Origin of the sequence: Streptomyces sp. NPDC056480 (genome assembly GCF_042795405.1) — a bacterium.
Classification (GTDB): domain Bacteria; phylum Actinomycetota; class Actinomycetes; order Streptomycetales; family Streptomycetaceae; genus Streptomyces.
Genome location: NZ_JBHTSA010000001.1, coordinates 63,870 through 77,023, shown reverse-complemented (window position 1 = coordinate 77,023; position 13,154 = coordinate 63,870). Strand labels below are relative to the sequence as shown.

Annotated in this window: 14 protein-coding genes; 6 read left to right on the top strand and 8 right to left on the bottom strand. The window is 72.4% G+C overall.

Annotated elements, in window-relative coordinates; all coding sequences use genetic code 11:
* Positions 1-23: 23 nt before the first annotated feature.
* Positions 24-368 (top strand): rhodanese-like domain-containing protein, encoded by a 345-nt coding sequence (locus ACFQ79_RS00350; RefSeq protein WP_030321294.1) that lies wholly within the window; start codon positions 24-26, stop codon positions 366-368.
* A gap of 36 nt (positions 369-404) precedes the next feature.
* Here the strand turns inward: ACFQ79_RS00350 and ACFQ79_RS00345 are convergent, their stop codons facing one another.
* From ACFQ79_RS00345 to paaA, 6 genes are all read right to left on the bottom strand, one after another.
* Positions 405-1,538, bottom strand: coding sequence for an acyl-CoA dehydrogenase family protein (locus tag ACFQ79_RS00345; RefSeq protein ID WP_383578342.1), 1,134 nt, complete (start codon positions 1,536-1,538; stop codon positions 405-407).
* A gap of 124 nt (positions 1,539-1,662) precedes the next feature.
* Complete coding sequence (locus ACFQ79_RS00340) at positions 1,663-2,766, bottom strand: 2Fe-2S iron-sulfur cluster-binding protein (RefSeq protein WP_383578340.1); 1,104 nt, start codon at positions 2,764-2,766, stop codon at positions 1,663-1,665.
* Entirely contained in the window at positions 2,767-3,264 is a 498-nt protein-coding gene (gene paaD / locus ACFQ79_RS00335) for a 1,2-phenylacetyl-CoA epoxidase subunit PaaD (protein WP_383578338.1), read from the bottom strand.
* Positions 3,258-3,998: a 1,2-phenylacetyl-CoA epoxidase subunit PaaC gene (paaC, locus tag ACFQ79_RS00330; protein ID WP_383578336.1), complete on the bottom strand. Its 741-nt coding sequence runs from the start codon at positions 3,996-3,998 to the stop codon at positions 3,258-3,260. Before paaC ends, paaD begins: the two co-directional genes overlap by 7 nt.
* A complete protein-coding gene (gene paaB, locus ACFQ79_RS00325; RefSeq protein ID WP_148003385.1) occupies positions 3,995-4,282 on the bottom strand; it encodes a 1,2-phenylacetyl-CoA epoxidase subunit PaaB in 288 nt (95 codons plus the stop codon). Before paaB ends, paaC begins: the two co-directional genes overlap by 4 nt.
* Positions 4,279-5,331, bottom strand: a complete 1,053-nt coding sequence (gene paaA, locus ACFQ79_RS00320) for a 1,2-phenylacetyl-CoA epoxidase subunit PaaA (RefSeq protein WP_383578333.1) — start codon at positions 5,329-5,331, stop codon at positions 4,279-4,281. The genes paaB and paaA overlap by 4 nt, the downstream gene beginning before the upstream one ends.
* Positions 5,332-5,443: 112 nt before the next feature.
* On the opposite strand from paaA, the gene ACFQ79_RS00315 reads away from it, so the two are divergent.
* Genes ACFQ79_RS00315 through ACFQ79_RS00305 form a run of 3 tightly spaced genes read left to right on the top strand, consistent with a single transcriptional unit; the run spans position 5,444 to position 8,252 of the window.
* Entirely contained in the window at positions 5,444-6,256 is an 813-nt protein-coding gene (locus tag ACFQ79_RS00315) for a DUF5819 family protein (RefSeq protein WP_383578331.1), read from the top strand.
* On the top strand, positions 6,253-7,578 hold the full coding sequence (locus tag ACFQ79_RS00310; protein ID WP_383578329.1) for an HTTM domain-containing protein: 1,326 nt from the start codon (positions 6,253-6,255) through the stop codon (positions 7,576-7,578). Before ACFQ79_RS00315 ends, ACFQ79_RS00310 begins: the two co-directional genes overlap by 4 nt.
* The gene (locus ACFQ79_RS00305; protein ID WP_383578327.1) at positions 7,575-8,252 is read left to right on the top strand and encodes a TrmH family RNA methyltransferase; all 678 of its coding nucleotides are present in this window, start codon (positions 7,575-7,577) and stop codon (positions 8,250-8,252) included. Before ACFQ79_RS00310 ends, ACFQ79_RS00305 begins: the two co-directional genes overlap by 4 nt.
* Positions 8,253-8,310: 58 nt before the next feature.
* Here the strand turns inward: ACFQ79_RS00305 and paaN are convergent, their stop codons facing one another.
* Positions 8,311-10,008: a phenylacetic acid degradation protein PaaN gene (gene paaN, locus ACFQ79_RS00300; protein WP_383578325.1), complete on the bottom strand. Its 1,698-nt coding sequence runs from the start codon at positions 10,006-10,008 to the stop codon at positions 8,311-8,313.
* A gap of 124 nt (positions 10,009-10,132) precedes the next feature.
* Between paaN and ACFQ79_RS00295 the strand changes: the two genes are divergently transcribed.
* On the top strand, positions 10,133-11,743 hold the full coding sequence (locus tag ACFQ79_RS00295) for a 3-hydroxyacyl-CoA dehydrogenase (RefSeq protein ID WP_383578323.1): 1,611 nt from the start codon (positions 10,133-10,135) through the stop codon (positions 11,741-11,743).
* Entirely contained in the window at positions 11,740-12,333 is a 594-nt protein-coding gene (locus tag ACFQ79_RS00290) for a TetR/AcrR family transcriptional regulator (RefSeq protein ID WP_383578321.1), read from the top strand. The genes ACFQ79_RS00295 and ACFQ79_RS00290 overlap by 4 nt, the downstream gene beginning before the upstream one ends.
* A 127-nt stretch (positions 12,334-12,460) precedes the next feature.
* On the opposite strand, the gene ACFQ79_RS00285 is transcribed toward ACFQ79_RS00290, so the two are convergent.
* Complete coding sequence (locus ACFQ79_RS00285; RefSeq protein WP_107097497.1) at positions 12,461-13,063, bottom strand: Lrp/AsnC family transcriptional regulator; 603 nt, start codon at positions 13,061-13,063, stop codon at positions 12,461-12,463.
* Positions 13,064-13,154 lie beyond the last annotated feature (91 nt).

The following is a 13,154-nucleotide window of genomic DNA, read 5'->3' as shown; positions in this document are numbered from 1 at the left end:
CTGATCGAGAGAAGGCCGGTCCCATGAATTTCTCCCCTCTGCCCTCGGTGGACGCGGCTTCCGTGCCGGCCGATGCCCTGGTGCTGGACGTCAGGGAGGACGACGAGTGGGCGGCCGGGCATGTCGAGGGTGCGCTGCACGTGCCGATGAGCGACTTCGTGGCCCGCTTCGGTGAGGTGACCGAGGCGGTGGCCGAGCGCGGTCGCGCGTATGTGATGTGCCGGGTGGGTGGCCGGTCGGCGCAGGTCACGCAGTATCTGGTGCAGCAGGGCTTCGACGCGGTGAACGTCGAGGGCGGCATGCTGGCCTGGGACGGTGCCGGGCGCCCGATGGTGGCGGGTACCGGAAGCCCGGCTTTCGTCCTCTGACGTTCTCCGGCTGTCCCGGCCGGTTCCCGCGGGTCCTCAGTCGAGGGGGTGGGCGGCCAGGAGGTTGCCCAGGGCGTCCTCGTGGGCCGCGGCGGGGCCGAGGGACAGCTCGAGGTGTTTGGCCCAGGCGTGGTAGCGGTGCAGCGGGTAGTCGGTGTCGGCGCCGAAGCCGCCGTGCAGGTGCTGGGCGGTCTGCACCACCCGTCGTACGCCTTCGGAGGCCCAGATCTTCGCGACGGCGATGTCCCCTTCGGCGGGGAGTGCCGCTTGGGCTCCGCTGGACAGCCGCCATGCCGCCTGCCAGAGGGTGACCTCCATGGCGCGCAGGTCGATGTAGCGGTCGGCGGTCTGGACGGCGACGGCCTGGAAGGTGGCGACGGGGTGGCCGAACTGTTCGCGTTTTCCGGTGTATTGGCTCGTCATGGTGAGGACGGCCTCGCCGAGTCCGAGGGCGAGCGCGCAGGTGCCGGTGGTGAGGAGTCCGCGCAGCCCCTCCCAGGCGCCTTCGGTTTCGATGACGTCGGTGCCGTCGAGGCAGACGGCGTCGAGCCGTAGTTCCGCGAGGAGTTCGCCGCTGGTGGAGTACTGCGCGGTGAGGGTCAGTCCGTCGTGGGTGCGGGGCAGCAGGGCGAGGACGGTGGCGCCGTCGGGGGTGTGGGCCGGTACGGCGACGATGTCGGCGCCGTGGGCCCAGGGGACGGCGGTCTGCAGACCGTCGAGGATCCAGTCGGTGCCGTCGCGGCGGGCGGTGACGGCGCGTTCGGCGGGGTCGTGGCCGGTGCGTCCCTGGGAGGCGGCGGTGAGGACGAGTTCGCCGCGGCTCACGCGGGGGAGCAGTTCGGCGGCCTTCTTCGGGGGTGCGTACCGCTGGACGGTCAGGGCGACGGCGCTGGTCTCCAGGAGGGGGACGCGGGCCAGGACGCGGGCCGATTCGCGCAGGACGAGGCAGAGGGCGACGGGGTCGAGTCCGCCGCCGCCGTGTTCCGGGGAGATCACGAGGCCGAGGAGGTCGGCGGCGGCGAGGCGGGACCAGAGCGGTCGGTCGAGGTCCTCGGAGACGGCGCCCGGGGTGAGGGCGGGGCTCGGTACCGCGTCGGGCGTGACGCCCGAGAAGACCGCCTTGGCGGCCTCGACGGCCGCCTGCTGCTCTTCGGTGAAGGTGAAGTCCACTGCCCTGCCCTCCCGTTGTGCCCCTGCTGGTCCTGACGGATCGTCAAGATAGAACAGGTTCTAGTGGAAGGGAATGGGGGCGCCACAGTTGGGCCGGAGGGCTGTGGCGCCGGTTCCTCCTGCGTCAGCGGTCGAAGTCCAGCTCCACGTCCGGGGTGACCGGGTGGGACTGGCAGGCGAGGACGTATCCGGCTTCGGTCTCCTCCGGTTCCAGTGCGAAGTTGCGGTCCATCCGCACCTCTCCGCCGACGAGGAAGGCGCGGCAGGTGCCGCACACTCCGCCCTTGCAGGCGTACGGGGCGTCGGCGCGGGAGCGGAGCACCGTGTCGAGGAGGGTCTCGCCGCGGTCCACCGGCCAGGTGCCGGACCGGCCGTGCAGGGTCGCGGTCAGCGTGGCGTGGGCGGGGGTGTCGGCGGTGGGGACCGGGGCGGGCGCGGAGCCGTCGTCGACGTGGAAGATCTCCTGGTGGATCCGGCCGCGGTCGACCCCGAGGCCGCGCAGGGCCTGCTCGGCGCCCTGGACGAGCCCGAAGGGGCCGCAGAGGAACCAGCCGTCGATGGCGTCGACAGGCAGCAGTGAGGGCAGGAGCGTGGCGATCCGCTCGCGGTCGAGCCGGCCGGACGGCAGACCGGCCTGCTGCTCCTCCCGGGAGAGGACGGTGACCAGCTGGAAGCGGTCGGGGTGGCGGTCCTTCAGGTCGGCGACCTCGTCGAGGAACATCGTGGACGCGGCGGTGCGGTCGCTGCGGATCAGGCAGAACCGGGCCTCGGGCTCGCGGGCGAGCAGGGTGGCCGCGATCGACAGGACCGGGGTGATGCCGCTGCCGCCGACGACGGCCGCGAAGTGGCCGGGGCGCGGGGTGAGCGTGAAGCGGCCCATCGGTTCCATGACCTCGACGAGGTCGCCGGCGGCCAGCTCCTTGAGGGCGTACGTCGAGAAGGCGCCGCCGTCGACGAGCCGGATGCCGACGCGCAGGACGGGGGCCTCGCCGGCCGGGGTGGCGGGGGCGCAGATCGAGTACGTGCGGCGGATCTCCTCCCCGTGCTCGCCGGTGCGGCGCAGGGCGAGGTGCTGGCCGGGAAGGTGGCGGTAGGTGTCGTGGAGCTCGGGCGGGACGGCGAAGGTGACCGCCACGGAGTCGTCCGTGAGCTGTTCGACCTCGCTCACCCTGAGGGGATGGAACCCGGCCCGTCCGCCGGCCCGGGCGCCCACGCCTGAGGACTCCATCTACAGCTCCTTGAAGTGGTCGAACGGTTCGAGGCAGGCGGTGCAGCGGCGCAGGGCCTTGCACGCGGTGGAGGAGAAGCGGCTGAGGAGTTCGGTGTCGGTGGAGCCGCAGTTGGGGCAGCGGATCGCCAGGGTCAGCGGTATCGGGCCGCCGGCCGGGCCCTGGGGGCGTGGGGGTGCGACGCCGAACTCGGCGAGCTTGCGCTGGCCTTCCTCGCTGATGTCGTCGGTGGACCAGGCGGGGGCGAGGACCGTGATGACGGAGACCTCCGGCACTCCGTGCTCGTGGAGTGCGCGCTCGATGTCCGAGGACATGGTCTCGACGGCGGGGCAGCCCGTGTAGGTCGGGGTGAGGGCGACCTCGACCCGGCCGGGTCCGGTGACGTGGACGCCGCGCAGGACGCCGAGCTCCGCCAGGGTGAGGACGGGCAGTTCGGGGTCGAGGACGGCGCCGGCGATCCGGCTCAGCTCCTCCTCCAGGGCGGTCATGGTCACCATGTCGCCCCCGGGTGGCTGCGGTGCAGGTGCTGCATCTCCGCGAGCATCCGTCCGAACGATTCGGTGTGGAGTCCCTGCCGGCCCGCGCCCGCGGCCCAGGCGCCGGTGCGCGGTCCCTCGGGCACGGTGAGGGTGGCCCTGCCGAGGACGTCGGTGACCGAGGCAAGCCAGGCGCTCTCCATGGCCGTGTGGTCGACGTCGATTCCTTCGACGGGCTGGAACAGTTCGCCCGTGTACCGCCAGAGGGTGTCGCAGGCCCGCTGCATGCGGTGGTGGCTCTCGTCGGTGCCGTCGCCGAGGCGAAGCGTCCAGTGCTCGGCGTGGTCCTGGTGGTAGGCGACCTCCTTGACGGCCTTGGCCGCGAGGCCGGCGAAGGGTCCGTCGCCGGAGGCCAGCTGCCCGTACAGGAGTCGCTGGTAGGTGGAGAAGTAGAGCTGCCGGGCGATGGTGTGGGCGAAGTCGCCGTTCGGCTGCTCGACCAGCTGGGCGTTCCGGAAGGAGCGCTCCTCGCGGAGGTAGGCCAGTTCGTCCTCGTCGCCGACGAGGGAGAGGAGGACGCGGGCCTGGCCGAGGAGGTCGAGCGCGATGTTGGCCAGGGCGACCTCCTCCTCCAGGACGGGGGCGGAGCCCGCCCACTCGCCCAGGCGGTGGGAGAGGACGAGGGCGTCGTCGCCGAGGGCGAGGGCGGCGCCGGTGATCACGGCGGCCTCGCTCGGGGCCGGGGTGGTGCTCACAGGTGCTTCACCCCCTCCGGGATCTCGTAGAACGTCGGGTGGCGGTAGGGCTTGTCCGCGGCCGGTTCGAAGAACGGGTCCTTCTCGTCGGGCGAGGAGGCGGTGATGTCCGCGGAGGGCACGACCCAGATCGACACGCCTTCGCTCCTGCGGGTGTACAGGTCACGGGCGTTGCGCAGGGCCATCTCCGCGTCGGGTGCGTGGAGACTGCCCGCGTGGGTGTGGGACAGTCCGCGGCGGGAGCGCACGAACACCTCCCACAGCGGCCAACCGTCGCTCGTCATGCCTGTGCCTCCCCGTGCTTGCCGGTGTGCTGGTGCTGCTCGGCGTGGTGCTTGTCCACGCGGTGCTTCTCGGCGTGGGCCGCCGCGGCGTCTCTGACCCAGGCGCCGTCCTCGTGGGCCTTGCGCCGGCGGCTGATCCGCTCCTCGTTGCAGGGGCCGTTGCCCTTGAGGACGTCCCAGAACTCGGTCCAGTCGATGGCGCCGAAGTCGTAGTGCCCGCGCTCCTCGTTCCACCGGAGGTCGGGGTCGGGGAGGGTGAGTCCGAGGGCCTCGGCCTGGGGCACGGCGATGTCGACGAAGCGCTGCCGCAGCTCGTCGTTGGTGTGCCGCTTGATCTTCCAGGCCATCGCCTGGGCGGTGTGGGTGGACTCGTCGTCCGGCGGGCCGAACATCATCAGCGAGGGCCACCACCAGCGGTCCACGGCGTCCTGCGCCATGGCGTGCTGGGCCTCGGTGCCGCGGGAGAGGGCGAGCAGTGCCTCGTACCCCTGGCGCTGGTGGAAGGACTCCTCCTTGCAGACCCTGACCATCGCGCGGGCGTACGGCCCGTAGGAGCAGCGGCACAGCGGGACCTGGTTGGTGATCGCGGCGCCGTCGACCAGCCAGCCGATGGCGCCGACGTCGGCCCAGGTCAGCGTGGGGTAGTTGAAGATCGAGGAGTACTTCTGGCGGCCCGAGTGGAGCTTGTCGAGCAGCTCGTCGCGGCTGGTACCGAGGGTCTCGGCGGCGCTGTACAGGTACAGGCCGTGGCCGGCCTCGTCCTGGACCTTGGCCATGAGGATCGCCTTGCGGCGCAGCGAGGGCGCGCGGGTGATCCAGTTCGCCTCCGGCTGCATGCCGATGATCTCGGAGTGGGCGTGCTGCGCGATCTGCCGGACGAGCGAGGCGCGGTAGGCCTCGGGCATCCAGTCGCGCGGCTCGATCCGCTCGTCGGCGGCCACTGCGGCGTCGAACACGGCCTCGTAGGCGGCCTGCTCCGCCGCCACGGCCGCGTCCGACCCGCGGGGCGCGCCCGTGGTCTCTGCCGTCCCTGCCGTCACTGCGGTCATCGGACTCCCTACCGACCGATCGTTCGGTTGAATAGCTTCAATGGTGAGTCGGCGGCCCGTATGGTGTCAACCCTGTGGATAACCGAGGTGGGCCGATCGGGATCGGGGCGGGATGGACGCGTACGTCGAAAAGGGCGCCGCTGACGCGGACGACGGCCGTCCGACGCCCCCGGCGGACACCGGGCGCGAGGCCTCGTCGGGCCCCGTGGCACAGCCCCCGGGCCGCCCCGGCGACGGCCTCGACACGCCGCCCGCGGCGGAACGCGCGGGCGGCGGGATCATGGCCCTGTCGATGCCCTACCAGGTCGTCCTCGCCGTGGCGCTCGCCGTCGCCGGGGTCTTCGCCTGCGTCCATCTGGCGATGGTGTTCCTGCACGTCGCGCCGTCCAACACGCTGACCAAGAGGCACGGCCAGGCGGTCGACGACTGGATCTATCCCGAGTTCGAACAGAACTGGAAGCTCTTCGCGCCGAACCCGCTCCAGCAGAACGTCTCCGTCGAGGTCCGGGCCGAACTCGTCGCCGCCGACGGCAGCCGCCGCACCACCGGCTGGATCGACCTCACCGCCCAGGACGCCGAGGCGATCCGGCACAACCCGATGCCCAGCCACGCCCAGCAGAACGAGCTGCGGCGGGCCGTGGACTTCTATCTCAACTCGCACTCCGAGGACCACACCCCCAACGGGACGCGTGGCCGTCTCTCGGAGGAGTACATGCGCCGGATCGCCATGCTGCGCCTCGCGGACCGGTCCGGTGACGTGGAGCGCGTCCAGCTGCGTACGGTCACCCGGGCGGTCCCCGCCCCCGCGTGGAGCACGGAGAAGACCGACACCGCTCCCTCCTACCGCGACTTCCCGTGGTGGCCGGTCACCGACGCCGACCGGCCCGCCGGGGCCGACAGAAGCCGCACGGAGGCGGGCCGATGAGCACTCCCACCCCCGGCTCCACGCCCACCCCCGGCCCCACGCCGGGCTTCACACCCGCCGCCGGCCCCGCCCCTGCCTCCCCCTTCGCTCCCACGCGCGCGCGTGGCCGGGCCCCCGAGCCCTTCGACCGGCGGCTCGCACGCGCCGTCCAGAACGTCACGGGCCGCGCCCTCGGGCCGTACCAGACCGCGATCGTACGGATCGGCTTCTCGCTGACCTGGCTGGTCTTCCTGCTGCGCGAGCTGCCGTTCCGGCACGAGCTGTACGGCCCCGACGGCCCCTGGTCCTGGGAGATGGCCCGCCGGCTGATCGCCGACAACCGGTCCTTCAGCGTGCTCATGTGGTCGGACGGCCGGCTCTGGTTCGAGCTCGTCTACGGGCTCGCCGTGCTCTCGGCCGTGCTGCTCCTGCTCGGCTGGCGCACCCGCGCCGTGTCGGTGGTCTTCATGGCGGGCGTGCTCTCGCTGCAGAACCGGTCCGTCTTCGTCGGCGACGGCGGCGACAACGTCCTCCACCTCGCCGCGATCTATCTCGTGCTGACCCGCTGCGCCCAGGTGTGGTCCCTCGACGCCCGGCGGGCCGCCCGCGAGGCCCGCGCCGCGGAAGCCGGTGAACCCGCGCGCCACGATCGCGTCGGCCCCCTCCTGTGGACGGTGCTCGGCGGCTTCCTCCTCGCCACCACCTGGTTCAGCCCGGTCACCGGCGAGTGGTGGCTGCCGGTGCTGCTGTGGGTCCTGTGGCTGGGGAACGGCCTGTGGTGGCTGGTGTGCCGGTTTGCGCCCGGGGAGCCGCGCACCCTGCTCGACGCCCTCGCGAACCTCGCGCACAACGCCGCCCTCTTCGTGATCATGGCGGAGGTCTGTCTGATCTACGCCACGGCCGGCTGGTACAAGATCCAGGGCTCGCGCTGGCAGGACGGCACCGCGCTGTTCTACCCGCTCAACCTCGACTACTTCACGCCCTGGCCCGCCCTCTCCGAGCTGCTCGGGACCAGCGGGGTCATGGTGATGCTGCTGACCTACGGCACCGTGATCGTGCAGGTCGCCTTCCCGTTCACGCTCTTCCACCGCAAGGTCAAGAACGTCCTGCTCGTCGCGATGATGCTGGAGCACGCCGGGATCGCCGTACTCCTCGGACTGCCGGTCTTCTCGCTCGCGATGATCTCCGCGGACGCCGTCTTCCTGCCGACGGCGTTCCTGGTGGCGCTCGGCGCCCGGGTCGCACGGGGCGGGGACAGGCTGCGGCGGCGGGCATCCGCCGGGACGGTGCCCGAGCAGCGCCGTACGGGTGAGGAGCACGGTCCCCGTACCCTCGTCGGGTGAGCACCACCGAAGAGACGGCAGCGCCCGAGGCGTCGGAGCCGGTCCAGTACGACGAGGGTTTCGCCCCCGAGGTCGGCGTCGGCCCGCACCCCGAGCCGTGGCCCGAGGACGAGCGGTACGACCCCGAGCTGCTCGCCGACGGCGACCGGCGCAATGTCGTCGACCGCTACCGGTACTGGACGCGGGAGGCGGTCGTCGCCGACCTGGACACCCGGCGGCACGACTTCCACGTGGCCGTGGAGAACTGGGGCCACGACTTCAACATCGGTTCGGTGGTACGGACGGCCAACGCGTTCCTGGCGAAGGAGGTCCACATCGTGGGCCGGCGGCGCTGGAACCGGCGCGGCGCCATGGTCACCGACCGCTACCAGCACGTCCGGCACCACCCGGACACCGAGTCGCTGACCTCGTGGGCAGCGGCCGAGGGCATCCCGGTCATCGGCATCGACAACCTGCCGGGCGCCGTACCGCTGGAGCGGACCGTGCTGCCCCGCCGCTGCGTGCTGCTCTTCGGGCAGGAGGGCCCGGGGCTCACCGAGGAGGCCCGCGCCCACGTCGAGATGGTCTGCTCGATCGCCCAGTTCGGCTCGACCCGCTCGATCAACGCGGGAGCGGCCGCCGCCATCGCCATGCACGCGTGGGTCCAGCGCTACGCGGAGATCGAGACCCCCTAGACGGGAGACGCCCGGGGGGCCGCGTGGAGGCCCCTGGGAGCCTCCACGCGGGGGTGCCTCAGGCCTGGCGGCGGACCTCCACCACCCGGAAGCGGTTGGAGACGAAGGCGCCGTCGCACAGGGCGGCGTTCGCCGCCGGGTTGCCGCCGGAGCCGTGGAAGTCGGAGAACGCGGCGGTCTGGTTCACGTAGACGCCGCCCGTGAGGTTCAGCGACAGCTGCGCCGACTCCTCCAGACAGACCTCCTCCACCGCGCGCTCGACGTCCGCCGAGGTCGTGTAGGCCCCGACCGTCATCGCGCCCTTCTCGCGGACCGTGCGCCGCAGCAGCTCCAGGGCGCCGTCGGTGGACTCCACCGCGACGGCGAAGGAGACCGGGCCGAAGCACTCCGAGAAGTACGCGGCCTGGGCGTCCGGCTTCGAGCCGTCCAGCTTCACGACGACCGGCGTGCGGACCACCGCGTCCGGGTACTCCGGGTTGACGACCTCGCGGGAGGCGAGCGCCACCTCGCCGAGGCCGGCGGCGGCCTCGAGCCGCGCCTTCACGTCCGGGTTGACCAGGGCGCCCAGCAGACCGTTCGCCCGGGCGTCGTCGCCGAGCAGACCGCCGACCGCCGCGGCGAGGTCGGCGACGACCTCGTCGTACGACTTGGGGCCCTGGTCGGTGGTGATGCCGTCGCGGGGGATCAGCAGGTTCTGCGGGGTGGTGCACATCTGGCCGCTGTACAGGGACAGCGAGAAGGCCAGGTTGGCGAGCATCCCCTTGTAGTCGTCGGTGGAGTCGACCACCACCGTGTTGACGCCGGCCTTCTCGGTGTAGACCTGCGCCTGGCGGGCGTTGGCCTCCAGCCAGTCGCCGAAGGCGGTCGAGCCGGTGTAGTCGATGATCCGGATCTCGGGGCGCACGGCCAGGGTCTTGGCGATGCCCTCGCCCGGGCGCTCGACGGCGAGCGCGACCAGGTTCGGGTCGAAGCCGGACTCGGCGAGCACCTCACGGGCGACGCGCACGGTCAGCGCGAGCGGGAGCACCGCGCGCGGGTGCGGCTTGACCAGGACCGGGTTGCCGGTGGCGAGGGAGGCGAACAGGCCCGGGTAGCCGTTCCACGTGGGGAAGGTGTTGCAGCCGATCACCAGGGCGATGCCGCGGCCGACCGGGGTGAACTCCTTGCTCAGCTCCAGGGGGTCGCGCTTGCCCTGCGGCTTGGACCAGTCGGCCCGGCCGGCGGGGGTGCGGGTCTGCTCCGCGTACGCGTACGCCACGGCCTCGAGGCCGCGGTCCTGGGCGTGCGGGCCGCCGGCCTGGAACGCCATCATGAACGCCTGGCCGCTGGTGTGCATGACGGCGTGGGCGAACTCGTGGGTGCGGGCGGAGATCCGGGCGAGGATCTCCAGGCAGACCAGGGCGCGGGTCTCGGCCCCGGCGTCGCGCCAGGCGCCCATGCCCGCGCGCATCGCGGGGAGCAGGACGTCGATGTCGGCGTGCGGGTACTCGATGCCGAGCTCGGGGCCGTACGGCGAGGTCTCGCCGCCGGTCCAGCCGTCCGTGCCGGGCTGGTCGAGCTCGAAGCGGGTGTTGAGCAGGGCCTGGTGGGCGGCGAGACCGGCCGCCGCGTCGAGCGAGCCGTCCTCCCCGTACGCCTTCGGGTGCTCGGGATACGGCGACCAGTAGGCGCGGGTCCGGATGGTGTCGAGCGCCTGGTCGAGCGTGGACCGGTGCTTCTCGGCCAGACGGTCGGTGGTCGGCAGAGCGGTGGCCATGGGTGGACCAACTCCTCGTCGAGCTGGGCAGGGAGACACGTACGGAGTTAGAGTAACCGAACGATCGGTCGGGACAAGGGGGCCTGTCGATCCTGTGGAAAACCCATCGGGGAGGATCACTCCTATGAGCGCCAACGTGACCGTCAGGGGGAGCGACGACGTGACCGCCAGTGAGCCTGCCGCCGCCGTGGAAGCATCCGAAGCCGCAGCCGGAGGGCCCCTGGGCCCCGTCGGGCGGGACCGGACCGTCGCCGTCGTCGGCACCGGCACCATGGGCCAGGGCATCGCCCAGGTCGCCCTGGTCGCCGGCCACCCCGTGCGGCTCTACGACAGCGCACCCGGCCGCGCCGAGGAGGCCGTGGCCGCCCTCACCGCCCGCCTCGACCGCCTCGTCGAGAAGGGGCGTCTCGACGCCACCGCGCGCGAGGCGGCCGTCGGACGCCTGTACGCCGCCCGGGACCTCGCGGAGCTCGCCGACGCGGCCCTCGTCGTCGAGGCGATCGTCGAGCTGCTCCCCGTCAAGCAGCAGCTCTTCGCCGACCTGGAGAAGGTCGTCGGCGACGACGCCGTCCTCGCCACCAACACCTCCTCGCTCTCCGTCACCGCCATCGCGGGAGGCCTGCGCCTGCCCGGCCGGTTCGTCGGACTGCACTTCTTCAACCCGGCGCCGCTGCTCCCCCTCGTCGAGGTCGTCAGCGGCTTCGCCACCGAGCCGGACGTCGCCACGCGCGCGTACGACACGGTGAAGGGCTGGGGCAAGACCCCGGTGCGCTGCGCGGACACCCCCGGTTTCATCGTGAACCGGGTCGCCCGCCCCTTCTACGCGGAGGCGCTGCGGGTCTTCGAGGAGGGCGCGGCCGACCCGGCCACCATCGACGCGGCCCTGCGGGAGTGCGGCGGCTTCAGGATGGGCCCGTTCGAGCTGACCGACCTCATCGGCCAGGACGTGAACGAGGCCGTCACCCGGTCCGTCTGGGAGTCCTTCCACCAGGACCCGAAGTTCACGCCCTCGCTCGCGCAGCGGCGGCTCGTGGAGTCGGGGCGCCTCGGCCGCAAGACGGGCCAGGGGTGGTTCTCGTACGCGGAGGGCGCCGAGCGGCCCGAGCCGCACACGGCGGGGCCGGCGGAGGCGCCCGAGCGGATCGTCGTCCGGGGCGATCTCGGGCCGGCGGAGCCACTGGTGGCTCTCTTCGAGGCGGCCGGGATCACGGTCCGGCGCAAGAAGGGGGACGGCGGGTACATCCAGCTGCCGTCCGGCGGCGAGCTGAGCCTCGCGGACGGTGAGTCCTCCTTCGAGTACCACAAGGAGGAGATCCTCTACTTCGACCTCGCGCTCGACTACGCCGCCGCGAGCCGGATCGTGCTCTCGGCCCGCGAGGGCGTCGACGCCGGGGTCCTCGCGGAGGCGGTGGGGCTCTTCCAGGCGCTCGGCAAGCAGGTCTCCGTCATCGGGGACGTGCCCGGCATGATCGTCGCCCGTACGGTCGCCATGCTGGCCGATGTCGCGGCCGACGCGGTCGACCGGGGGGTCGCGACGGCGGAGGACGTGGACACGGCGATGCGGCTCGGGGTCAACTATCCCGCCGGACCGCTGGAGTGGGCCGGGAAGGTCGGCTACCGACGCACGTGCGGTCTGCTCAAGGAGCTGCACTCGCGGTACGCGAACGGCCGCTACGCGCCAGGTCTCGGTCTCATGCGCCGCGGCTACGCCGAGGAAGCGGAGGGCTCCCGATGACCACCGCCAAGCGCGACACCTACACCCCCGAGACGCTGCTCTCGGTCGCCGTGCGGGTCTTCAACGAGCGGGGTTACGACGGCACGTCCATGGAGCACCTCTCCAAGGCGGCCGGGATCTCCAAGTCGTCGATCTACCACCACGTGTCCGGCAAGGAGGAGCTGCTGCGGCGGGCGGTCAGCCGGGCGCTCGACGGGCTCTTCGCGATCCTCGACGAGCCGGACGCGGGACGCGGCCGGGCCGTCGAGCGGGTCGAGTACGTCACGCGCCGCACGGTCGAGGTGCTGATCGCGGAGCTGCCGTACGTGACGCTGCTGCTGCGGGTGCGCGGCAACACCGGCACCGAGCGGTGGGCCATGGAGCGGCGGCGCGAGTTCGACCACAAGGTGGCCGATCTGCTCAAGGCGGCGGCCGAGGAGGGCGATCTGCGGGCCGATGTGGACATCCGGCTCGCGACCCGGCTGCTCTTCGGAATGATCAACTCGCTGGTGGAGTGGTACCGGCCGCACGCGGACGGGACGGTGGAGCGCGAGCAGCTCGCCGAGACCGTCGCGCACCTGGCGTTCGACGGGCTCAGGACGGCCCGCTGAAGGAACGAGTGAGCCCGCTGAGGGTCCGCCGAGCAGGCCCGTGGGCCCGGAGCGGCCCCAGGGGCCTGTGTGGCGAGAGGGCGGCCCCTGCGGGGGCCGCCCTCTCGTTCTTGGGGGGCGGGTGGCGTCAGGCGTGCGGGTCCGTGTTGAGGTCCGTCTCCTCGAAGACCAGCAGCGTGCGGGTGGACAGCACCTCGGGGATCGCCTGGATCCGGGTGAGCACCAGCTCGCGCAGCGTCCGGTTGTCCGGCGTGTGCACCAGCAGCAGGACGTCGAAGTCGCCGCTGACCAGCGCGATGTGTGTGGCCCCCGGCAGCGCGCCGAGCTGCTCGCGGACCGTTCGCCAGGAGTTCTGGACGATCTTGAGCGTGATGTAGGCGGAGGCGCCGTGGCCCGCCCGCTCGTGGTTGACCCGGGCGCTGAAGCCGCGGATCACCCCGTCGTCGATGAGCCGGTTGATGCGCGCGTAGGCGTTGGCCCGGGAGACGTGCACCCGCTCGGCGACGGAGCGTACGGAGGCCCGGCCGTCCGTTTGCAGCAGTCGCAGGATGTCCCGGTCGATCGCGTCCAGCGGGCGTGCCGGAAGGGCGCCCGTCGGTGTGCCGATCGGGGCGCTCAGGGCCTCGCCGGGCACCTCGCTCCCGGTCCCGCGGAGCGCGCCGCCCGGGTCGCCGCCAGTGTCGTCGTCCGGAGCGCCGCTCCGGTCGACGGCCATTTGTTCATCCGCCATGTGCCCCCGCCTCTCTCCGGTGGACGACCTGTACTCATCCCAGGCTGTGGAGAACCGTTTGTCCACAGGCTGCAGGTGCCTGTAGCCAAAA